16 protein-coding genes are annotated in these 21,568 nt (G+C 67.0%); 8 read left to right on the top strand and 8 right to left on the bottom strand.

Annotated elements, in window-relative coordinates; translation table 11 throughout:
* Positions 1-2 precede the first annotated feature (2 nt).
* Together AC56KL_RS07290 and AC56KL_RS07285 are read right to left on the bottom strand one after the other, a co-directional pair.
* A complete protein-coding gene (locus AC56KL_RS07290; protein ID WP_497179499.1) occupies positions 3-1,238 on the bottom strand; it encodes a pyridoxal-dependent decarboxylase, exosortase A system-associated in 1,236 nt (411 codons plus the stop codon).
* Positions 1,235-2,833, bottom strand: coding sequence for an acyl-CoA ligase (AMP-forming), exosortase A system-associated (locus AC56KL_RS07285; RefSeq protein WP_497179498.1), 1,599 nt, complete (start codon positions 2,831-2,833; stop codon positions 1,235-1,237). The genes AC56KL_RS07290 and AC56KL_RS07285 overlap by 4 nt, the downstream gene beginning before the upstream one ends.
* Before the next feature lie 211 nt (positions 2,834-3,044).
* On the opposite strand from AC56KL_RS07285, the gene AC56KL_RS07280 reads away from it, so the two are divergent.
* Together AC56KL_RS07280 and AC56KL_RS07275 are read left to right on the top strand one after the other, a co-directional pair.
* Complete coding sequence (locus AC56KL_RS07280; protein ID WP_497179497.1) at positions 3,045-4,199, top strand: aminotransferase class I/II-fold pyridoxal phosphate-dependent enzyme; 1,155 nt, start codon at positions 3,045-3,047, stop codon at positions 4,197-4,199.
* A complete protein-coding gene (locus tag AC56KL_RS07275; RefSeq protein WP_497179496.1) occupies positions 4,196-5,239 on the top strand; it encodes a GNAT family N-acetyltransferase in 1,044 nt (347 codons plus the stop codon). The genes AC56KL_RS07280 and AC56KL_RS07275 overlap by 4 nt, the downstream gene beginning before the upstream one ends.
* A 34-nt stretch (positions 5,240-5,273) precedes the next feature.
* On the opposite strand, the gene AC56KL_RS07270 is transcribed toward AC56KL_RS07275, so the two are convergent.
* Complete coding sequence (locus AC56KL_RS07270; RefSeq protein ID WP_497179495.1) at positions 5,274-6,338, bottom strand: polysaccharide deacetylase family protein; 1,065 nt, start codon at positions 6,336-6,338, stop codon at positions 5,274-5,276.
* A gap of 818 nt (positions 6,339-7,156) precedes the next feature.
* On the opposite strand from AC56KL_RS07270, the gene AC56KL_RS07265 reads away from it, so the two are divergent.
* The 6 genes from AC56KL_RS07265 to AC56KL_RS07240 all read left to right on the top strand — a co-directional run bounded on the left by AC56KL_RS07265 (position 7,157) and on the right by AC56KL_RS07240 (position 14,035).
* Positions 7,157-9,388 (top strand): hypothetical protein, encoded by a 2,232-nt coding sequence (locus AC56KL_RS07265; protein ID WP_497179494.1) that lies wholly within the window; start codon positions 7,157-7,159, stop codon positions 9,386-9,388.
* A 395-nt stretch (positions 9,389-9,783) separates the two neighbouring features.
* Entirely contained in the window at positions 9,784-10,587 is an 804-nt protein-coding gene (locus AC56KL_RS07260; protein ID WP_497179493.1) for a glycosyltransferase family protein, read from the top strand.
* 35 nt (positions 10,588-10,622) lie between these two features.
* Positions 10,623-12,083, top strand: a complete 1,461-nt coding sequence (locus AC56KL_RS07255) for an oligosaccharide flippase family protein (RefSeq protein ID WP_497179492.1) — start codon at positions 10,623-10,625, stop codon at positions 12,081-12,083.
* A 26-nt stretch (positions 12,084-12,109) separates the two neighbouring features.
* Positions 12,110-12,358: an acyl carrier protein gene (locus AC56KL_RS07250; protein ID WP_497179491.1), complete on the top strand. Its 249-nt coding sequence runs from the start codon at positions 12,110-12,112 to the stop codon at positions 12,356-12,358.
* Positions 12,355-13,203 (top strand): hydrolase 2, exosortase A system-associated, encoded by an 849-nt coding sequence (locus AC56KL_RS07245; protein WP_497179490.1) that lies wholly within the window; start codon positions 12,355-12,357, stop codon positions 13,201-13,203. The genes AC56KL_RS07250 and AC56KL_RS07245 overlap by 4 nt, the downstream gene beginning before the upstream one ends.
* Positions 13,196-14,035 (top strand): hydrolase 1, exosortase A system-associated, encoded by an 840-nt coding sequence (locus AC56KL_RS07240; RefSeq protein ID WP_497179489.1) that lies wholly within the window; start codon positions 13,196-13,198, stop codon positions 14,033-14,035. The genes AC56KL_RS07245 and AC56KL_RS07240 overlap by 8 nt, the downstream gene beginning before the upstream one ends.
* A 22-nt stretch (positions 14,036-14,057) precedes the next feature.
* On the opposite strand, the gene AC56KL_RS07235 is transcribed toward AC56KL_RS07240, so the two are convergent.
* The 5 genes from AC56KL_RS07235 to AC56KL_RS07215 form a co-directional block, all read right to left on the bottom strand.
* Entirely contained in the window at positions 14,058-15,560 is a 1,503-nt protein-coding gene (locus AC56KL_RS07235; RefSeq protein WP_497179488.1) for a right-handed parallel beta-helix repeat-containing protein, read from the bottom strand.
* The gene (prsR, locus tag AC56KL_RS07230; protein WP_497179487.1) at positions 15,557-16,921 is read right to left on the bottom strand and encodes a PEP-CTERM-box response regulator transcription factor; all 1,365 of its coding nucleotides are present in this window, start codon (positions 16,919-16,921) and stop codon (positions 15,557-15,559) included. Before prsR ends, AC56KL_RS07235 begins: the two co-directional genes overlap by 4 nt.
* A gap of 13 nt (positions 16,922-16,934) precedes the next feature.
* Positions 16,935-19,001, bottom strand: a complete 2,067-nt coding sequence (gene prsK / locus AC56KL_RS07225; protein ID WP_497179486.1) for an XrtA/PEP-CTERM system histidine kinase PrsK — start codon at positions 18,999-19,001, stop codon at positions 16,935-16,937.
* Positions 19,002-19,082: 81 nt separating this feature from the next.
* On the bottom strand, positions 19,083-20,450 hold the full coding sequence (locus tag AC56KL_RS07220; RefSeq protein ID WP_497179485.1) for a TIGR03013 family XrtA/PEP-CTERM system glycosyltransferase: 1,368 nt from the start codon (positions 20,448-20,450) through the stop codon (positions 19,083-19,085).
* A gap of 71 nt (positions 20,451-20,521) precedes the next feature.
* Positions 20,522-21,553, bottom strand: a complete 1,032-nt coding sequence (locus tag AC56KL_RS07215; protein ID WP_497179484.1) for an SDR family oxidoreductase — start codon at positions 21,551-21,553, stop codon at positions 20,522-20,524.
* Positions 21,554-21,568 lie beyond the last annotated feature (15 nt).

The raw sequence follows: 21,568 nt of genomic DNA, 5'->3' as shown, positions 1-21,568 counted from the left end.
GCTCATAGCAGCACTTCCAGGGCTGCGGGATGGCCCAGGAAGTTGGCCGGGCTGGCGCTGGGACCGTAGGCGCCGGACTGGAACACGACGATCAGGTCGCCCTCTTCGGCATGGGCCAGGTCGAGCCGGTCGGCCAGGATGTCGAGCGGCGTGCACAGCGGTCCCGTCACCGAAGCGGGGCCGGTCTGCTCCGGCGTCATGCGGTTGCCCACGGCCACCGGATAGTTCTTGCGGATCACCTGCCCCAGGTTGCCGGAGGCAGCCAGGTGGTGGTGCATGCCGCCGTCGGTTACCAGGAACACCTCGCCGCGCGAGACCTTGCGGTCGAGCACGCGCGCCACGTAGATCCCGCACTCTCCCACCAGGTAGCGCCCCAGTTCCAGCGCCAGCCGCGCTTGCGGCAGGTCCGCCTGCAGGCGCGGCAGCCAGCTTGCCAGGTGTGCGCCGACCGGCGCGATGTCGAGCCGCGCCTCGCCCGGGAAATACGGAATGCCGAAGCCGCTGCCGATGTTCAGCTGGCGCACCGCCGCTGGCGCGTCGCCCGCCAGGCGCAGCGCCAGTTCCAGGCTCCTGGACTGGGCCTCGATGATGGCGTCGACCCGCAGGCTCTGCGAACCGCTGAAGATGTGAAAGCCCTGGAAGTCCAGGCCCATGGCCGCCACCTTGCGCAGCACCGCGGGCGCCTGCTCGGCGTCGATGCCGAAGGGCTTGGCGCCGCCGCCCATCCTCATGCCCGAGGACTTCAGTTCGAAATCCGGGTTGATGCGCAGCGCCACGCGCGGCGCGATCCCGAGGGCCTCGCCGAGGCGCGCCACGCAGGCCAGCTCGCGCTCCGACTCCAGGTTCAGGCAGACCCCGGCCGCAATGCCCTGGGACAGTTCGGCCTCGGTCTTGGCCGGCCCGGCGAAGCTGATGCGCGCCGGGTCCATGCCGGCGTCCAGCGCGGTGCGCAGCTCGTTCGAGGAGGCCACATCAAGCCCATCGACCAGGCCGGCGAGGTGCTGCACCAGGGCCGGCATCGGATTGGCCTTGACCGAATAATGCAGGGCCACCGCGCCAGGCAGCTGCGCGCGCAGCTCGCCCACGCGCGCCGTGCACAGCGCGCGGTCGTAGGCGAAGAAGGGGGTGCGGCCGACCCGCTGCGCCAGCCGGGACAGGGGGATGCCGCCCACTTGCAGCATGCCGTCCACGACGGGAAAGTGGATCTGGGGGGCGTGGCGGGGTTTGGCGGTGCTCATGTGGGTGTCCGTGCTTCGGTATACAGGGTCTGGCACAGCAGCTTGCGGTCGATCTTGCCGTTCGGGTTGCGCGGCAGGCTGGCGCACTGCAGCGTGACGTGGGCCGGCACCATGTAGGCAGGCAGGCGCCGCCGGCATTCGGCCAGCAGGGCCGCGGGCTCGAGCGCGCTCGCCTCGGGCACCTGCGCGACCAGAGCGATCGCCTGGCCGAGCTGGCCGTCGTCGACGCCGAACACGGCCGCCTCCAGCACCAGCCCGGTTGCCAGCACCACGCTTTCGATCTCGGTCGGGCTGATGCGGTAGCCGGACACCTTGATCATCTCGTCGCTGCGGCCGATGAAGTACAGGTAGCCCTCGCTGTCGCGGCGCACGGTGTCGCCCGACCACACCGCCAGTTCCGGCAGCGGCAGGCCCGGTTCCTGGCCCGGGGCCGGACGGAAGCGCTGGGCGGTACGGGCCGGGTCATTCCAGTAGCCCATGGCCACCAGCGCGCCGCGGTGCACCAGCTCGCCCGGCTCGTCGGCGTCGCACAGGCTGCCGTCCGGCCGTACCACCAGCACCTCGGCATTCGGGATCGCCTTGCCCATCGATCCGGGACGGCGCTCCAGTTCGGACGGCGGCAGGTAGGTCGAGCGGAAGGCCTCGGTCAGTCCGTACATCAGGAACACCTGGGTGGACGGCAGCCGCGCGCGCAGCGCCTCGACCGTCACGGGGGGCATGGCGCCGCCCGAATTGGTGATGAAGCGCAGCGTGCAGCCGGCCGGCCAGTCGAGGCGCGCGAGCGCGTTCCACAGCGGCGGCACCGCCGCCAGCCCGGTAATGCGGGCGCTCGCCACCATCGCCACGACGTCCTTCGGGAACAGGTAGTTCATCAGGACCACGGTGGCGCCGCAGCGGAAGGCCGTGGTCAGCTGGCTCAGGCCGTAGTCGAAGCTGAGCGGCAGCACGGACAGGATGCGGTCGTCGGCGCGCAGGCCCAGGTAGCCCGCGACGCTGGCGGCGCCCGCCACCAGGTTACGGTGCGACAGCACCACGCCTTTGGGCGAACCGGTGCTGCCGGAGGTGTACAGGATGGCCGCCATGTCGGCGTCGATACGGCGCGCCGCCCCGGCGGCGAAGCCTGCGCCGGCGCAGGCCTCGACGGCGCTCCAGTCGAGGAGACGCAGGGCGGTCGCGGGGCCCGCTCCCCCCGCCGGCAGGCTGTCGGCCAGCAGTACGGTCTGCAGGTCCGGGCAGGCCGCCAGCGCGGGGGCCAGGCTTGCCAGCCGGTCGGCCGTGGTGGCGAGCAGCCGCACGTTGCAGTCGGCCAGGATGTAGGCCACCTGCTCGGGCTTGAGCAGCGGGTTGACCGGAACGAACACGCAGCCGGCGGCGGCGGCGCCGAACATCGCGGCCACGTTCTCGATGCGTTTTTCCATGTAAACGGCCACGCGGGCGCCGGGCGCCAGGCCCTGCTCGCGCAGCAGCGCCGCCACCGAAGCCACCAGGCCGGCCAGCGCGGCATAGCTGCAGCGCCGTGCGCCGTATTCCAGGGCGACGGCATCGGGCGCGCGTTGCGCCGTGTCGAAAATGGTGTCGTGGATCAGATAGTTCATCAATGCTGGTTTCCCTGCCTGCGCGGCGGGCGCCGGCCGTCCGGCGCTGCGCTGCGGAAAGGCGCCATCTTACCAGTTCACGCCAGGCAAGGCGCGCCGGCCCGGGCGCGCTATCCTGCGCGTCCCCGCGGGGGCTGCATGTTATATTTAATGCATGTCGACAATAGAACATACTCAAGGCGTGCGCCGGGCGCTTCCTGGCGTCCCCGTCATGTCGCTGGCCGCTTTTTTCAAGCCCGGCAAGGCCGCGCTGCCCGGCCTGCTCGACGGGGGCCAGGTGCGCCTGGTGTCGAGCGGACGCATCGCGATCGGCCTGGCCCTGCGCGCAATGGGCGTCGGCCCGGGCGACGCGGTGCTGGTCCCGGCCTACCACAGCCCGTCGATGATTCCGCCGGTCCACTGGTGCGGCGCCTCCGTCGTGTTCTACCGGGTGCGCCCGGACTCCACGGTCGATCTCGACGACCTCGCCGGCAAGATCGATGGCAGCGTCAAGGCCGTCATGGCCACCCATTTCTTCGGCTTTCCGCAGGACTTCGCCCCCCTGCGCGCGCTGTGCGATGCGCACGGCATCGGGCTGCTGGAAGATTGCGCGCATGCGTTCTTCGGCCACCATGGCGGCACCCCGGTCGGCGCCACCGGCGACTACGCGATCGGCAGCAGCATGAAGTTCTACCCCATCTATGAAGGCGGCTGCCTGGTGTCGCGGCGCCACCAGCTGGCGCTGCCCCTCCATTCGGCAGGGGCCGGATTCGAGGCCAAGGCGGCGCTGGCGGCGCTCGAAGCGGCATTCGTCCACGGGCGCCTGCCCGCCCTGCGCCTGGCCCTGTCGCTGCCGCTGCGCCTCAAGAGCGCCCTGTGGAATGCGCTCAAGTCGCGCCGGCCCGCCGGCGCTAGCGCGGCGCTGGCCCCGGATTCCTCGGACAGCAGCTTCAATTTCGATCCGCGCTGGATCGACAAGCGCTCCTCGCTGTTTTCGCGCCTGGCGCTGCGCTTCGCCTCGCGCACGCGCATCGTCACGCTGCGCCGCCGCCACTACCTGCAGCTGCAGGAGGCGCTCGCGGGACTGCCGGGCTGCCGGCCGCTGTTCCCGGCGCTGCCGGACGGCGCCTGCCCGTGGATCTTCCCGCTGCTGGTGGACCAGGCCGACGCGCTGGCGGCCAGCCTGCAGGCCGAAGGCGTGCCGATGGTGCGCTTCGGCGCCAAGCTGTGGCCCGGCGTGGACGCCGGCGTATGCGCCAACAGCGTGGCGCTGGGGCGCCACCTGATCGGCCTGCCCTGCCACCAGGAGTTGCGCGAGGCCGAGCTCGCACGCATCTGCGCCGCCGTCCGCCGCGCATGCGGCGCCACGGCGGCGCTGGCGGCATGAGCTGGACCGTCGTCCCGGCCGCCGGACTGGCTGCCCACCTGCCCCGCTGGCAGGCACTGCATGCGGACTGCGCCGCCTCGCCCCTGCTCGCAGCCGACTTCCTCGCGGCCGCGCTGGACGCCTTTGCCCGCGGCGACGAACTACTGGCCTGGTACGAGGACGGCGGCGTGACGCGCGTGATGACGGTGGTGTCGCCGAACGGCTTCGGCCGCTGGAACACCTTCCAGCCCTCGCAGGCGCCGGTCGGATTCTGGCTGCAACGCACCAGCGAGTCTCCTGAACGCTGCATCCCCGGCCTGCTGCGCGCCCTGCCCGGCCCCGCCATCGTGCTCGGCATCACCCAGTGCGATCCGATGCTGTTGCCGCGGCCGGCCGACAGCGCCCGTGCGCGCACCCTCGACTACATCGAGACGGCGCGCATCAGCCTGGCCCCCGGCTTCGACGCCTACTGGAATGCGCGCGGCAAGAACCTGCGCAGCAACCTCAAGAAACAGCGCAAGCGCCTGCAGCAGGAAGGCTGCACCACCCGCCTCCAGGTGAGCCGCGCGCCGCACGAGATGGCGGAGGCGGTGGCCGACTACGGCAGGCTGGAAACCATGGGCTGGAAAGCCGCGGCGGGGAGCGCGGTGTCCGCCGCGAACGAGCAGGGGCAGTTCTACCGGACCATGCTCGAAGCCTACGCCCGGCGCGGCGCGGCGCGCGTGTACCGTTACTTCGTCGGCGAACGGCTGGCGGCCATGGACCTGTGCATCGAAGGGGGCGGCTGCGTGGTGGTGCTCAAGACCGCCTATGACGAAAGCCTCGGCGGCGCGCTGTCGCCGGCGCTGCTGATGCGTGAGGAAGCCTGCCGCGACATCTTCGAGGACGGCCGGTTCGAGCGCATCGAGTTCTATGGACGGGTGATGGAATGGCACCTGCGCTGGACCGACGAGGTGCGCACCATGTACCACCTGAACAGCTACCGCTGGCCCGGACTGGCGCAGCTGCATGCGCTGGCGGCCCAGCGGCAACGGCCGGGCGCGCCCGGCGCGGCCGCCTGAGCGCCCCCGGCCGTTGCCACTGCACCGCCGGCGATCATCCCAGCATCCGCCGTTTCGATTCCCTGTCGTGCGCATACAGCTGCGGCGCCGGCCGGACGCCGCCGACCATCCCGCGCAGCTGCGCCAGGCTGGCGAACTGTCCGCCCATCTCGTCGCGGAACCAGGCGCAGAAATCGTGCACGGTGGCGATAAAACGCTCCAGGTCGGCCGCGCTGCGCACATACGGCGTATGGCCGACCGCCATCGACGGGCTGTGGTAGGTGAGCGAGAACACCTCGCAGCCGCCGGCGCGCAGGGTCGTCGCCAGGCGCCGCATTTCGGCGCCGGTAGCCACTTCGGGGCTGAGACGGATGCGCTCGAGCGCGCGCAGGTGCGCCAGCATCCCGCCCATGCGCGCAGCGCGCGCCAGCGGATGCTGCGCCAGTTCATACAATTGCGGACCCATGGTCCGGAGCCAGCCCGCGTAGCCGGTCGTTACCGGCACTTCGAGCAGCTCGCCCTGGCCAGCCTGGAACCAGTAGGGGTGTTCGTCATGCTCCCTGAAGTCGGGACCGCCGTCGTAGGCAAACGAGGTGTACGGCACCACGCTGGCGTCGATGGCATAGCCCAGCGCGGCGATCGATGCGGCCGTATGCTCGCCGAGCCCGTAGCGGCCTGCCTTGAAGGCCAGCGGCCTGCGTCCGAAGGAGTGGGCGATCGCATCGGTAAGCCTGTGCAGCTTGTCGTACTCCAGTTCGCGCGGCAGATTGCCGGCATAGGAATTGAAGCGGGTGACCTGCTCGACATAGGGCGGCGAGACCCACGGATGCAGGTGGGCGCCGATGTCGCAGCGGCCCTCTTCCATCAGGCGCCGCAGCGTCGCCGCCGAGGCCGGCGCCGTGGTGACCGGCCAGTCGCACATATAAGTCGGCACGATGCCGAACTTGTCGAAGACGCGCTCGTGCATGAGCGGCTGGCTGGCAATCGAGGTGGTGCGGACGTTGACCCGGTCGAACGGGCCGTCCCAGGCGAACTCTTCCTCCGCGTCGACGACCACCACCAGCACCGGGCGCTCGCCGGAAGCCAGGCGGGCCCGGATACGACCCTCGGTTCCTAGCATGGCAAGCCGTCCTGTCGATTTCCGGTGCGCGAGGTCTGCCCGTCCGGCCTGGACGGGCAGGTACCGGCAGGCCTGGCCCTCGCGGCATGGCTTGGGCAGGCATAGCGCCTGCCGCGAATGCCGGAACGCTCGCGACTGACTACAAGAGCGGTGGAGGGGAAGCCTTTGCCGGAGGGTGACACGTTCTCGCCTTATGCGGTTGAGCGTAGCAGCCCTTGCCACTCGCTATATTTCCATCTTAACACAAGGGTCTTGTTGCTCTGCGCACAACAGAACAGGGGTGCATCCGACGCTGCCGTCGATAACATACAATAAACGGGATTTTTTCTGGTTTTTATTTATGCAATATTAAAAAGAGAATATCTTGAATTGTTTTATTTCAACAAACTAGACGGATTATCTAATTTAATTCATTTATAAGGATCATCTTGTGATTAATGCAAACCAGCATTTCATTTCCAGGCCAACGCTGCATCAAGATGACGTTAAGTGTATGAATTTAAACATCTAAATTGAAGATTTACTATTTTCTTTTTAAATGTCTGTGGTCTTCTGACACAATTCAATCGTGCGGCTTGACTTTGATCATCGAATAGATAGCGGAACACCAGTTTTTCGTTGTTTTTGCCTGGAAACTGCCTAAATATTGAACACGGAATTTGTTGAATCAGGTAAAGTAAAGTTCCTCAAAGAAATTCTTTCTTTGCGAACACTTGCCTATAATCATGAATTCCATAATGAGTGTCCTGAAATCGACCAATGCAAGCAAGACTGTACAGGGATCCCGCAACCCCTTTTCTTCCCGTCGTGGCATGGGCATGAGTGCGCTGCTTGCAGCTGCCTTGCTGGCCGGTTGCGGCGGCGGCGACGGTAGCGACCCGGCCATGGAGAAGAGCGTCACGATGGCGACGGTCATTTCCAACTATGTACCGAAACCGATCACGCCGGTCATCGCCACCCCGCTCCCGTCCAGCACCACGGCATCGATCGTCGTTGGCGCGCCGATCACCGACGTGCGCATCCAGAATACCGGCGCAGCCCAGACCAATGTCCCGTTTACCTTCGGCCAGGTGATCGCCGCCGGCGACATGCTGTCCACCGAGGGTCTCGTGGGCAAGCTGGCGGACGGCAGCCTGGTCCGCCTGCAGGCCGACATCAAGGCCAGCCATGCCGACGGTTCGGTGCGCCACGTGATCGTATCGGGCGTCCTGCCCGCGCTGGCCGCCGGCCAGACCCAGACCATGACGCTGCTGAAGTCGAGCGCTTCGGAAGCGAGCAATGCGAGCCTCGCACAACTGGCCGCTTCCGGCCTGGACAGCAAGGTGACGATCACCCTCGACGGTATCCAGTATACGGCCTCGCTGGCGGACGCACTGGCCGGCGCCAGCCCGGTCGCCTGGCTGTCGGGCGCGATCGCCAACGAATGGATCATGGCGACGCCGCTGAAGAACGCCGCCGGCAGCGCCCATCCGCTGCTGACCGCCCGTTTCGGGGTGCGCTGGTATGCGGCGCTACCGAAGAGCGCCCAGGTCTCGGTCAGCCTCGAAAATGACAAGACCTTCACTGCCAGTGCCCGCAACCTGACCTATGACGTCACGATCGATGTCGGCGGCCGCACCGTCTATGCCGCTCCCGGCCTGACCCATTATCGCCATTCCCGCTGGCGCCAGTCGGCGTGGTGGGATGCCGCGACCGCACCCTCGGTCCACCTGCAGCACAATCCCGCCTACCTGATCGCCAGCAAGGCCGTGTCGAACTACGACCAGTCGATCGTTCCGTCGGAGAAGGAACTGGCGCGCTTCGCCACCCAACTCAACGCCACGAATACCGGTCCGATGAAGATCGGCCCGATCAATTCCTACATGCCGACCACGGGCGGGCGCAACGACATCGGTCCGCTGCCGGGCTTCTCGGTGATGTACCTGCTGTCGCAGGACAAGCGCGCCAAGGACGTCATGATGGCGGTAGCGGAAGGTTCCGGCGCCTGGTCGATGCACCTGCGTGACGAGAAAACCGGCTATCCGGTGCGCACCGACAATACTGCGAACCGCGAGCTGTCGACCCACGGCAACCTGGCGCACAAGGGCCCGCTGCCGGTGCCGCGCTGCGCCAACAATGACGGCACCCTGTGCAAGACACCGTACTCCAGCGATACGGCGCACCAGCCGTCGATGGCCTATCTGCCTTACCTGGTCACGGGCGATTATTACTTCCTGGAAGAACTGCACTTCTGGGCGGCGACCAATTCGCTGGAAACCGCGCCCGGCAACTCCGGCTACGGGCAGGGGCTGGTCCGCTGGCAGCAAGTGCGCGGCCAGGCCTGGTCGCTGCGCACGCTCGGCCATGCCGCCTACATCACGCCCGACCAGCATCCGCTGAAGGCCTATTTCACCAAGCAGCTCGACAACAACCTGGACTTCTACCACAACGCCTACGTGGTCGGGAATCCTAACCAGCTGGGGGCCTACGACGGCTCGGGTGCGGGTTCGTTCAGCGTGACCGGCTCGGCGCCGTGGCAGGACGACTACTTCACCTGGAGCTTCGGCTACCTGAACGAACTCGGTTTTGCCAAGGCACTGCCGATCCTGCAATGGAAGGCGAGGTATGCCGTCGGCCGCATGACGGCGCCGGGTTTCTGCTGGATCAAGGGCGCCGCGTACGCGCTCAAGTTCCGGGAAAGCATGAGCACGCCGCTCTACGCCAGCTTCGACGAGCTGTACCGCGCCAACTTCAGCGGCCCCGGCATTCCGAACGACGACCGCAAGATCATCACCGATCCGCTCGGCATGCAGTACATCGACCAGCCCTGCGCTTCTGCTGCGCAGGCAGCGTGGCTGACCCGCGCCGACCGCCGCACTTGGGAACTGGGCCGCATGGCCGGCTACGCCAGCTCGGTACTCGGCTATCCGTCGAACATGCAGCCCGCCCTGGCGGCGGCGGCCTCGGCGAATATCCCGAACGCCGCCCAGGCCTGGTCCGTCTTCATGGGCCGTACGGTGAAGCCGGACTACAGCGTGGCGCCGCAGTTTGCGATCATCCCGCGCAAATAAGTGCTCGGCACCACGCGCCGGCACAGCGCCCAGGATTCCTGGGCGCTTTTTTTTACCATTCGTAAAAATTTTGGATTTCATGCACATGAGCAACAAACTGTGTTATCCAGGGACACAATGTTGAAAACTTGTCACGCGTAGCGTGTGCGCGCCGCGTTGCAGCATATAATGTTGTGCGTTATGGCAAGGAAGTTGCCGAAGCAAATCGAACCATCGATTCTTCACAGGGACACAGCGTGCGGTGTCCGCCAAAACCAATACAGGAGTCAGCAGGGATGTCTTTACTCAGCAGGGTAATCCAGCGTGTCAAGCGGGACTATTTTCGCGGCCAATACAACAAGGTCGTCCGGCAAGTCCTGGATACTGCGCCTCTGAAACAGGGGACGCTTCCCTTCATGCTACTGTCGATGGTGCACCAGCGTGACGTCCAGTCCTACCTGGTGGCAGTCAAGTCCTTCGCCCATTTCCTGAACCCGGAACGCATCGTCGTCGTCTGCGACCCGTCCATCAACGCGGCCGACCGCGCGACGCTGAAACAGCACGTGCAGCACATCGAACTGCGCGACGCCGACGAGTTCACGCACCCGGACATGCCGCGCGGCGGCACCTGGGAACGCCTGTTCGCGATCGCCAACTTCTCTCCCGAGAACTATGTGGTGCAGCTCGACGCCGATACCCTGACGGTCCGTCCGATCCCGGAAGTGCTGGAAGCGATCCGCGCCGGCCACGGCTTCGTGCTCGGCGAACTGCCGGAGACCCCGATCCGCTCGCTGGCCGACACGCGCGCCAACGCGCTGCCCAAGGTGCGCCCGGGCGCGCACATCCAGAGCATCTCCGAGGCCGAGATGGCCAACGTCGGCCTGCCGGCCGATGCCCGCTACGTCCGCGGCTGTTCCGGCTTCACCGGCTTTCCGCGCTCGGCCGCGATGCGCGAACAGATGATCGACTTTTCGCGCCGCATGGGCGGCAAGCTCGGCGAGGACTGGAAACGCTGGGGCACCGAACAGGTGACCTCGAACTACCTGATCGCGAACGCCACCGGCACCCGCGCCTTGCCCTTCCCGAAATACGGCACGCCGGATTGCGCGACGGGCGATACCGCCTTCTTCCACTTCATCGGCTCGATGCGTTTCATTAACGGCAAGTACGAGGCCACCTCGCGCCATGCCATCGAGCTGATCGGGAGCGTGCCGGCCTAAAAGCCAGCGTTACCGCCCTTCGAGTCAGGCAATCCATGGCAGATCTGCGCCGTTCGCTGGTCATCAATTTCTTCTCGTCGTCCGGCGCAACGATCATGCGCTTCGCGGTCAGCGTGCTGCTGGCCCGCATCCTGAGCCCGACCGAGATCGGCGTCTATTCGATGACGGTCGTGTTCGTCAATCTGGCGCACGTGTTCCGCGACTTCGGCGTTTCGACCTACCTGCAGCGCGAACCCAACCTCACGCCGGACAAGATCCGCTCGGCCACGGGCGTCGTGTTCACCTCGTCCTGGCTGATCGCCATCGCCATGTTCCTGTCGAGCGAATCGATCGGCCGCTGGTTCGAGGAGCCTGAAATCATCCCCGTGATGCAGGTGCTGTCGATCGGTTTCCTCCTGATTCCCTTCGGCGCCATCACTAATGCCCTGCTGACGCGCGAACTCGCCGCCGAGAAGCAGGCGATCGTTAACATAGCCGGTACTCTCAGTTTCTGCATCGCCTGCGTAGTGTTGGCCCTGCTCGGCCATGGCAGTATGAGCCTGGCCTATGCCAACTTGGTCAACATCATCGTGTGTGCACTGGCCTTAGTGCCCTTGCGCCCGAAAAACATGCCATGGCTACCGGCTTTCAAACACTGGCGCAGCGTGACGCATTTCGGCCTTGGTTCCCTGCTGTCGAGCTGTATGGTGGCAGTGAACAATGCCATCCCCGATCTGCTGCTGGGCAAGCTCGGCAACGCACGCCAGGTCGGCCTGCTCAGCCGCGCCAATTCGACGGTGACCATCTTCACCCACATCGCCGGCTCGACCGTCAGCTATGGGGCGGTATCCTATATGTCGCAGGCCCACCACCGCGGCGAATCGCTGGTGCCGGTGCTGACCCGCGCCACCACGCTGCTGACCGGGGTCGGCTGGACCGCGCTGGCCCTCACCACCGTGCTGGGAAAGGACATCGTGCTGGCCCTGTACGGCGAGGCCTGGCTCGAATGCGTGCCGGCCATCCTGCCGCTGTCGCTCGCGGCCGGCGTGACGATGGCCCTGCATTACATCCCGATTGCCGTGACCGCGATCGGCCGCCCCTACCTGAGCGCGGCGCCGGTGGCAGTGACCCTGCTGGCCCGGATCGGCTTCGCCGTCGTGCTGTTCGACGGCACCCTGGCCGGCTTCGGCTGGGTGCTCTGCCTGGCCACCGTGGCGGCCGCGCCGGTCACCCTGTTGCAGCAGCAACGCTACTTCGGTTTTGGCGCCACGGCCCTGCTGCGCGCCCTGCTGCCGAGCGCCTTCATCACGGCCGGGACCACTGCGGTCGCGGGGCTGCTGGCGCTGTTGCTGCCGTCTTCGCTGGCGCCGCTGGCGCGCCTGCTGCTCATGTTCCCGGTACTGGCCGTCGCCTGGTACCTGCTGCTGCGCGCCAGCAACCATGCCATGCTGGACGAAGTGCACCGGCTGGCGGGCATGGTGCGTGCGCGCCTGCCGCTGCAGCGGCCGAATATATAATCCGAAAGCTGTTTAAGGATCCCGACATGTATCTCGACGAAGTAAAGACCATCCTGATTGACGTACTGAGCCTCGGCGAGGCCGGACAGCGCCTGCAGGCCGATTCTCCGCTGCTGGGCAGCCTGCCCGAACTGGATTCGATGGCGGTGGTGAGCCTGGTCGGCGCGCTGGAAGACCATTTCGGCATCGTCATCGACGACGACGACCTCAGCGCCAGCACCTTCGAAACCCTGGGCAGCCTGGCGGACTTCGTCGCCCGGAAGAGCGGCGGATGACCCTGGCCGCGGACGAATCGCGCGCCGAACCGTTCTTCCTGCAGCGAGCCGACCGCCGGCTGTTCTGCCTGTACCACCCGCCGCGCGGCAGCTGCCGCGGGGCCGTCCTCTACGTTCCGCCGTTTGCCGAAGAAATGAACCGTTCGCGCCGCATCGCGGCGCAGCAGGCGCGCGCCCTGGCGGCGCTCGGCTACGGCGTGCTGCAGCCCGACCTCACCGGCACCGGCGACAGCAGCGGGGATTTCGGCGATGCACGCTGGGACACCTGGAAAGACGACCTGGCGGCCTGCTGCGCCTTTCTGGGCGAACGCCTGGGCCAGCCGCCGGTGCTGTGGGGCCTGCGCCTGGGCGCCCTGCTCGCGCTCGACTATGCGCAGTCGGCGCCGCATCCGCTGCGCGCGCTGCTGCTATGGCAGCCCGTGACGGGTGGCCAGGCCTTCCTGACCCAGTTCCTGCGCCTGCGCACCTTCAATGCGGTGCTGGCCGACAGCGCCTCGGAGCAGACCGGCACCAAGGCCCTGCGTGCGGCGCTGCAGTCCGGAGAGGTGCTCGAGATCGGCGGCTACGCCCTGGATCCCGCGCTGGCCGCGGCCATCGACGCGCTGGCGCCGCTCGATCGCCATCTGCCTCCCTGCCCGGTGCACTGGTTCGAGATGGCCGCAGGCCCCGGCCAGGACCTGCCTCCGGGCGCGGCCCGCACCGCGGACGCCTGGCGTTCCCGTGTGCGGCTGCAGGTCCACCCGGTTGCCTGCCCGCCGTTCTGGTCGGCGGCCGACGCCGGCGCCGCGCCGGCCCTGCTGGCCGCCACCACGGCGCTGATGCGGGAGGACCGGCTCGATGCTTGAAGAACGCGCGCTGGCCTTCCGCTGCGGCGGCGACTGGCTGTTCGGGGTGGCAAGCCTGCCGGCGTCCGGCGCCGGCCGCGGCGTGCTGGTCGTGGTCGGCGGACCGCAATACCGCGCGGGCAGCCACCGCCAGTTCACGCTGCTGGCGCGCGCACTGGCCGGCGACGGCGTGCCCGCCATGCGCTTCGATTACCGGGGCATGGGCGACAGCGAGGGCGAAGCCCGCACGTTCGAAGAGATCGGGGACGACCTGCGCGCCGCCATCGACGCCTTTTTCGCGGCCTTGCCCGGCATGCGCGAGGTCGTGCTATGGGGCTTGTGCGACGGCGCCTCGGCTGCCGCCATGTATGCGCCCACCGACCGCCGGGTAGCCGGCCTGGTCCTGCTCAACCCCTGGGTGCGCACGGCCGACGGCCTGGCGCGCACCACGCTGCGCCATTACTACCGCCAGCGCCTGGGGGAACGCAGTTTCTGGACCGGCCTGCTGCGCGGGCGATTCGACCCGGCCGGCTCGCTCAAGTCGCTGTTCGGCCTGGTGCGCACCGCGCTGGCGCCGGCCCCGGCCTCGCCGGCCAGGGCGGCGGCGCTGCCCGAGCGGATGCAGTCCGCCCTGGCCGCCTTCAAGGGACGCGTGATGGTGATCACGGGAGGCGCCGACCTGACCGGGCGCGAATTCTGCGACCTGGCGGCGGCCACGCCGGCATGGAAGCGGCTGCTGGACGCGCCGCGCGTGACGCGCCATGCGCTCGACGGCGCCGACCACACCTTCTCGCGGCGCGACTGGCGCGACCAGGTTGCGGCCTGGACCAGCGCCTGGGTGCGCTCCTGGTAGGAAGGATGCGGGCCGGCGCGCCTCAGCGTGCGGCCGCGTCGCGGCGCTGTCCGCAGCCGGCGATGCTGTCGAAGGCGCCGTAGGCAGGCGGCTGCAGGCGGCGCCCGCCGCACAGGTCGGCAATGCCGGCGTCGTCTTCGCGCGCACGTCCGCGCAGCGGCGCCTCGCCGCTCCAGCGGAAATCCCCGGCGCCCGGCGCCACGAACAGGCTGCGCACCGGATGCCGGCCGGCGAAGGCCTGCCACACGGGCGAGGTCCGGTTGTCGCCCTCTCGCACCAGGCCGCCGTCGCGGCTGCGGATCGGCCCGTCGACCAGGTTGCCGTCCAGGCGCGCGCTGCTGGTCGGGAAACGCACGTCGATGCCGGTGGTGTCGATCAGCGTGTTGTCCTCGACCCGGGTATTCGCCGCGCTGTTCAGGTAGATGCCGGCATCGGAGCAGCCGACCACCAGGTTGGCGCGCAGGATCCCGTTCTCGTGTTCGGTGATGCAGCGGCCGTCGCGGCACATCTGCGTGCCGGTGCCGCCGCCGCCGAAGGACAGGCCGATGCGCTGCCCCGGCTGGCCGCGCAGGCGGCGCTCGCACCACACCAGGTTACGCTCGAACAGGTTGCCGCTGCCGCCGCCCTTGGCGAAGGCGCCGTAGCTGACCCCGTTGCCCCCCTCCTTGACGAAATCGCTGATCACGTTGGCGCGGATGGTCCAGCCGCTTGCCGCCACCAGGTCGATCGGGGTGACCGGATTGGCGGTACGGCGCGGACGGCTGGCCTGCAGCGTATTCGATTCGATCAGGCCGGCGTCCGGGAAGCGTCCCTTCAGGCCGTTGATCTTGAAGTGGGCATTGAAGTCGCCGATGGTGTTGTTGCGCGCGACGAAATGGCTGGCCGCGCCGTAGACGTGGAAGGCGTGCTCGCACTTGGAATCGTCCTGGCACACGCCGCGGATCTCGAGGTTTTCGAAATGCCAGTGCGGCGCGCTCACGCGGAAACCCTCGACCATGTCGAATTCGAGCTGCACGCTGCCGGGTACGGCCGCGCGCACCACGATCGGCCTGCCGGGGGCCCCGGGTCGGTCGGCGTTCAGCCCCGCGCTGCCGCCGAAGCGGTAGGCGCCGGGGGCGATGGTGATGACCTCGCCCGGGTTCGCGCGCGCCAGCGCCGCGCGCAACGCATCGCCGCTGGCGACCACGGTGCCCACGCTGCCGCTGCCGGCCGGCCGGGCCTGGGCGCCGAGGGCCGGCGCAACGCCTTCCTGCGCTTCCAGCGCCTCGAGCGTTCCGCGGTCGAGGCGGTGCAGGGTATCGGCGGTATACTTTCCGGCAGCGACGATCGCGGCGTTGTGCCCGCTCGTGCGTTTTTCGATGTAGGGCGCAAGCTGGCGCGGCGCCACGCCGGCGGCGTCGACGGCGATGGCTGCGGCCACCCCGCCTGCAACAAGCAAGGCCGCCGCGAAGGCCAGCCGGCGGACCACACGGCTGCCGCCGCGCCTGGCGCTTCCCTTCGGTGCTGCCGGACGGGCAGGCCTCATGCCGCGCTCTTGATGCCGTGGCGGTTCATCAGGTCGTACATGGTCGGACGGCTGATGCCGAGCATCTCGGACGCCTTGACGATGTTGCCATCGACCCGCGCCAGCGCCTTGACGATCGCCATGTACTCGGCTTCGTCGCGCACCTGGCGCAGGTTCAACGGCTCCTCTTCCGGCTTGTCGCTGTCCGGCAGGCCAAGGTCATCGGCGACGATGGTCGCGCCGTCGGCCATGATGACCGCGCGCTTGATGCAGTTCTCCATCTCGCGCACATTGCCCGGCCAGCCATAGTTCTCGATCGCGGCGATCGCGTCGGGCGCGAAGTGCAGCGCGGAGCGCGATTCCTGGGCACAGAACTTGTTCTTGAAATGGTGGGCCAGCAGGGCGGCGTCGCCATGGCGCGTGCGCAGCGGTGGGATGGTCACCACGATCTCGGACAGTCGGTAGTACAAGTCTTCGCGGAAGCGTCCGGTCGCGCACAGTTCCTTGAGTTTCTGGTGGGTGGCGCACACGATGCGCACGTCCACGGGAATTTCCTCATGGCCGCCGATGCGCTCGATCACGCGCTCCTGCAGGAAGCGCAGCAGCTTGGCCTGCAGCGGCATCGGCAGGTCGCCGACCTCGTCGAGGAAGAAGGTGCCGCCGTGGGCCAGTTCCACCTTGCCCTTGGTCTGCTTGGCCGCGCCCGTGAAGGCGCCCTTTTCGTAGCCAAACAGTTCGCTCTCGAGCAGGTTTTCCGGGATCGCGGCGCAGTTGATGGCCATGAAGCGTTCCTTCGCGCGCGGCGACAGGGCGTGCAGGGCGCGTGCCAGCACTTCCTTGCCGGTGCCCGATTCGCCCAGCAGCATCACCGACGCGGAGGTCGGCGCCACTTTCTCGATGTTGCGGCAGACCTTGAGCATGCCGGCGTCGCGGCTGATCACGCCGGCCATCGGCGAATCGGCCTGCGACTGCTGCATGCGGCGGTTTTCCATCTGCAGGTTGTACAGGAAGAAGGCGCGCTCGATGACCAGCTTCAGCACGTCGGGCTCGCAGGGCTTCTGGTGGAAATCGTAGGCGCCCATGCCGATCGCCTTGACCGCGTTGCTGTGGTCCTGGTTGCCGGTCAGGACGATGACGCGGGTGTCCGGGGCCAGCGCCAGGATCTGTTCCAGCGTCGCCAGCCCTTCGGTGGAGCCGTCGGGATCGGGCGGCAGCCCGAGGTCCATGGTGACGACGGCCGGTTCGTGGCGGCGGATCTGGGCCAGCGCCGCTTCGCGGTCACCGGCAACGACCACGTCGTAGGCGTCCAGGCTCCAGCGCAACTGCTTCTGCAGGCCCGGATCGTCTTCGATGATCAGGAGTTTGGGTTTATTTTGGGTCACGGCAATCCTCGGATCATGCGGCTTGCCCGACGCTGCGAGCTTCCTCGCTGTAGAGCGGCAGGCTGACTGTAAAGGTGGTTCCGGCGGACGGCGCACTGGCAAGTTCCAGCTTGCCGCCCAGCTCGTTGATGTATTCCCGGCTTTCGAACAGGCCGATGCCCATCCCCGCCGGCTTGGTGGATTCGAAGGGCTTGAACAGGCGCTCGCGGATGAATTCCTCGCTCATGCCCGAGCCGGTATCCGCGATCTCGACCACCGCGCAGCCGCCGCCCTGGCGGATGCTGACGGTGACCAGGCCGCTCTTGGGCGTGGCCTCGATCGCGTTCTGGATCAGGTGGCCAAGCACGCGCTCGAGGCGCTCGTTGTCGGCCAGCACCTGCAGGCCGCCGTTCTCGACCCGCAGCACCGGGCGCGGCTCGAAGGCGTCCTTGAGGGCGATCGCCTGGCGCACCACGCGGTCGACCGTCAGCGGCAGCGGCGTGACGGGAGCGTCGTTGCGGCTGAGCTTTTGCAGCATCATCTTCATCTTCTGGATCGAGTGCGTCACCGTGTCGAGCATGTCCCGCTGGAATTCCGGATTGTCGCGGTGCTTCTCGGCGTTCGCGTTCATCAGGGAGAGCTGCGACACCAGGTTCTTCAGGTCGTGCACGACGAAGGTCGACATGCGGTTGAAGGATTCGAACTGGCGCGCCACCATCAAGTCGTTGGCGGCGTCCTGCAGGGCCAGATAGCTGGCGGCCTGGCTGCCGGCGATTTCCAGCAGGTCGAACACCTCCCAGTTCAGGGCCACCGAGCTGCGCGAGGTCTGCAGCACCACGAAACCGAACAGCTTGCCGTGCAGGATCAGGGGCACCACCACCCAGGCGCGCGGGAAGGCGGCCAGCCAGTCGGGCAGCACCAGGTCGCCGTATTTGTCGGGCAGCGCCCGGTATTCGTGCAGGTCGATCACCCACTGGGTGCTTTCCAGGAAGCGGCAGAAGTTCGAATCGGCCGGCTCGCTGTCCCTGGCGGTGGCCTGCCAGCTGGCCACCGGCTCGTACACGTCGTTGGCGCGGCGCTGCCACAGCACCCCGCCCGGGCTTTCCACCAGGGCCGCGACCGCCTCCACGGCGCGCTCGCCCAGGTTCGGGCCGTGCTCGGACAGGGTGCGGGTAAAGCGCATCCATTCCTCGCGATAGTCGTAGCCGTAGCTGTAGAAATGCTTGCTGATGAAGACCTTCAGCCAGGCACGGAAGGCGCCGGAAAACAGCACGCCCGCCAGCAGGATCAGCGCGCCGCACAGGAACACCACCTGCATCAGGGTGCCCCAGTCGCCGCCGAAGTATTTCAGGTAATAGCCGGCCGAACCCATGGCCAGCAGGTAGATGGCCGAACCGAGCAGTGCGGCGGAATGGAACATTACGCGCCGCGACAGCGCCAGCGGGGTGGCCAGCGACCTGCTGCGCTTGACCGCCGTGCCGATCAGGGGCACTGCCAGCGCATTGACCACGCCGCGCGCATCCCACACCTCGGGGCTCATCTCGTGGAACAGCATCGCGTGGGTGTACATGTAGAAGTCATAGCCGAACATCGCACCGATGCCGAGGCAGGCGAACTTCACCATCCAGCGTTCCTGCATCGTCTTGTTGCGGTACACCTGCTCGACCAGCAGCATGCCCAGCACGGCCATGCAGACCCGCCCCATGACGTTCGGCACCAGGCCGGACTCGGTCTTGTACATCAGGTCGAGCTGCAGCACCAGCTTGGCCAGCAACAGCAGCAGGTAGACGGCGATACCGGCCGCAACCACGCGGCGCAGGCCGAAGGGGCCGGCCGGGTCGCGGTAATGCCCGAGTATCAGCACCATCACGCCCGACCAGGCGCCGTTGCGGAGGATCTCGAGGGCTTCGGTCCAGATCGACACGGTCGGCCCGTGCGAGGCTTCCCAGGCGATGGCGCCGGCCCACAGCGCGGTAATGGCGCAGGCAGCCGCCATCGCCGTCACATGGGTGCCGCCGCGCCACAAGGCGAGCAGCAACACTCCCAGCAACAGGAAAGCGACGGCGGCAACGCTATAACTATAAACAGCAATACTGGTCAACGTGCGCCATCCATGAAAACTGCCCGCAAGGGCATGGAGAGTCGAAGCCGGGCGGCGGCGCCGGCTGGCGCCACCGGAATATCAACGGCCGCTACGGAAGAGCACGACCTTCAGGGTGTCGATCAACACCAGCACGTCGAGGAACAGGCTGTTGTTCTTGACATAATAAAGGTCGTATTGCAGTTTCTGCAGCGCATCCTCGGCGGACGAGCCGTAGCCGTAGCGCACCTGGGCCCAGCCGGTAATGCCAGGCTTGATGCTATGACGCACATTGTAATACGGCACCACCTCGATCAGCTGTTCGACGAAGTAGGGACGCTCCGGACGCGGGCCGACGAAGGACATCTCGCCCTTGAAGACGTTCAGGATCTGCGGCAGTTCGTCGATCCGGGTCTTGCGCATGAAGTTGCCGACGCGGGTGACGCGCGGGTCGTTCTGCGCCGCCCACTGTGGCTTGCCGCCTTTTTCGGCATCGGCGCGCATGCTGCGGAACTTGTGCACGCGGAAGGTCTTGCCGTCCTTGCCCACCCGTTCCTGCGAATAGAACACCGGGCCGCGGTCTTCCAGCTTGACCGCCAGCGCAGCCAGCAGCATCAGCGGGAAGGCCGCCAGCAGGATGATGGTGCTGCAGACCAGGTCGAAGCCGCGCTTCATGAAGGTGCGGATAAAGCTCTGGTCGAAGCCGCCGCCGAAGACGAGCCAGCTCGGCTGCAGGGAGTCGACCCGGATCTGGCAGGTTTCGCGCTCGAAGAAGGTGGCCGCATCGGTCACTTTCAGGCCGCGCAGCTTGCAGTCGAGCAGTTCCTTCATCGGGAAGCCGCCGCGGCGGTTCTGCACCGAGACCACGATTTCCTGGACGTTGTATTTGTTTGCCAGCGACACCAGCGAGTCGCCGTCGCGCACCTTCAGCAGTTCGTCTTCGGGAACGCAGAGTTCTTCGTTCGGGGTCGGGATGAAGCCGGCGATGTTGTAGCGGTGGTAATTCGACTTGCGCTCGGCCAGGTCGCTGCATTCCTTGGCCAGCGGTCCGCTTCCGAGGAACAGGATGCGCGACTGCAGCAGCTGCAGTTCGGAGGTCTTGAAGAACAGCATGCGCGCCAGGAAGATGCCGATCGCCGACAGGGCGAACACCAGCACCAGGATACCGCGGCCGAAGGACAGGTCCGGCGCCACATAGAACACGATGGTCAGGATCAGGAAGCCCATCAGGAAGGACGGCATCAGCTTCATGAAGAAGGGATGGCGCAGGCCTTCGTCGGCGTCGAGCTGGTACATGCCCATGGCGCTCATGCTGAAGATGATGGCGGTGGCGAACGCGACCGCCGATGTCAGGAAATGCTCGACATGCGGCGCCCCCGCATCCATGAAGCGCAGCGACGCGCCGGCATAGGCGGCCCCCAGCAGGATCATGGCCTCGATGAACAGCAGGACGAAGACAATCTTCGACACGTAGTGGTTAGAGATCCTAAACACGATACCCCCCCGAATTTCTTATTAGTTAACTGCTTGCAGAAGATGACTCAAACTTGTTCCAGGTGCCCGACATACCAGTCGAGCGCGCGCTCGAGCCCTTCGCGGATGCGATGGGTCGGCGCGTAACCGAGGCGCGACGCCGCTTTCGCGATGTCGGCCTGCGAATGGCGCACGTCGCCCGGACGGAAGTCCCCATGCTCGGGACGATGGCTGGCCACGTGCGGAAAGCGCGGGGCCAGCAATTCGCCCAGCATGCCGTACAACTCGTTCAGGCTGGTGCGCTCGTTCAGCGCCACGTTGTAGACCTCGTTGGCGGCCTCGTCCCCGGCCAGCGCGGCCAGCAGGTTTGCCTGCACAACATTGTCCACATAACAAAAATCACGGCTGGTTTCGCCGTCGCCGTTGATGCGCACGGGCTGGTTGCGGATCAGGGCAGCCACCCATTGCGGGATCACGGCGGCATACGCGCCATGCGGATCCTGGCGCGGGCCGAATACGTTGAAATAGCGCAGTCCGATCGACTGGATGCCATAGGAGCGGGCGAACACGCTCGCATACAGTTCGTTCACGTACTTGGTGACCGCATAGGGCGACAGCGGCTTGCCGATGACGTCTTCGGTCTTGGGCAAGGCCTGATGGTCGCCGTAGGTCGAGCTGGATGCGGCGTACACGAAGCGGCGCACGCCGGCGTCGCGCGCGGCGATCAGCATGTTCAGGAAACCGGTGACGTTGGTGGCGTTGCTGCGCGCCGGATCGGCGACCGAACGCGGCACCGAGCCGAGCGCGGCCTGGTGCAGGACAAAATCAGCGCCGCGCGCCGCGCCGGCACAGGTGTCCGGGTCGCAGATGTCGCCTTCGATGAAGCTGAAATTCTTCCACCGCTCAGGACCGACGAGTTCGCGCACCTGCTCGAGATTGCGCTGGTGCCCCGTCGCGAAATTGTCGAGTCCAGTCACACGCTGGCCAAGGCCGAGCAGGGCCTCCACCAGGTGCGAGCCGATAAAGCCGGCAGCGCCCGTCACCACCCAATGATAGGGGTGCTGGTGCAAGTGCTGCCTGACATCTTGAAACTTGTTCACGGATCCAATACTTTC

Source organism: Telluria sp. ZB4P34, assembly GCF_059686055.1.
Note: the sequence above shows the minus strand (reverse complement) of the source record. Positions and strands in the feature narration are given on the sequence as shown.

What these genes read in the sequence shown, in the direction of transcription:
- AC56KL_RS07290 (WP_497179499.1), bottom strand. Translation starts at nt 1,238, where the DNA reads ATGAGCACCGCCAAACCCCGCCACGCCCCCCAGATCCACTTTCCCGTC.
- AC56KL_RS07285 (WP_497179498.1), bottom strand. Translation starts at nt 2,833, where the DNA reads ATGAACTATCTGATCCACGACACCATTTTCGACACGGCGCAACGCGCG.
- AC56KL_RS07280 (WP_497179497.1), top strand. Translation starts at nt 3,045, where the DNA reads ATGTCGCTGGCCGCTTTTTTCAAGCCCGGCAAGGCCGCGCTGCCCGGC.
- AC56KL_RS07275 (WP_497179496.1), top strand. Translation starts at nt 4,196, where the DNA reads ATGAGCTGGACCGTCGTCCCGGCCGCCGGACTGGCTGCCCACCTGCCC.
- AC56KL_RS07270 (WP_497179495.1), bottom strand. Translation starts at nt 6,338, where the DNA reads ATGCTAGGAACCGAGGGTCGTATCCGGGCCCGCCTGGCTTCCGGCGAG.
- AC56KL_RS07265 (WP_497179494.1), top strand. Translation starts at nt 7,157, where the DNA reads ATGAGTGCGCTGCTTGCAGCTGCCTTGCTGGCCGGTTGCGGCGGCGGC.
- AC56KL_RS07260 (WP_497179493.1), top strand. Translation starts at nt 9,784, where the DNA reads ATGCTACTGTCGATGGTGCACCAGCGTGACGTCCAGTCCTACCTGGTG.
- AC56KL_RS07255 (WP_497179492.1), top strand. Translation starts at nt 10,623, where the DNA reads ATGGCAGATCTGCGCCGTTCGCTGGTCATCAATTTCTTCTCGTCGTCC.
- AC56KL_RS07250 (WP_497179491.1), top strand. Translation starts at nt 12,110, where the DNA reads ATGTATCTCGACGAAGTAAAGACCATCCTGATTGACGTACTGAGCCTC.
- AC56KL_RS07245 (WP_497179490.1), top strand. Translation starts at nt 12,355, where the DNA reads ATGACCCTGGCCGCGGACGAATCGCGCGCCGAACCGTTCTTCCTGCAG.
- AC56KL_RS07240 (WP_497179489.1), top strand. Translation starts at nt 13,196, where the DNA reads ATGCTTGAAGAACGCGCGCTGGCCTTCCGCTGCGGCGGCGACTGGCTG.
- AC56KL_RS07235 (WP_497179488.1), bottom strand. Translation starts at nt 15,560, where the DNA reads ATGAGGCCTGCCCGTCCGGCAGCACCGAAGGGAAGCGCCAGGCGCGGC.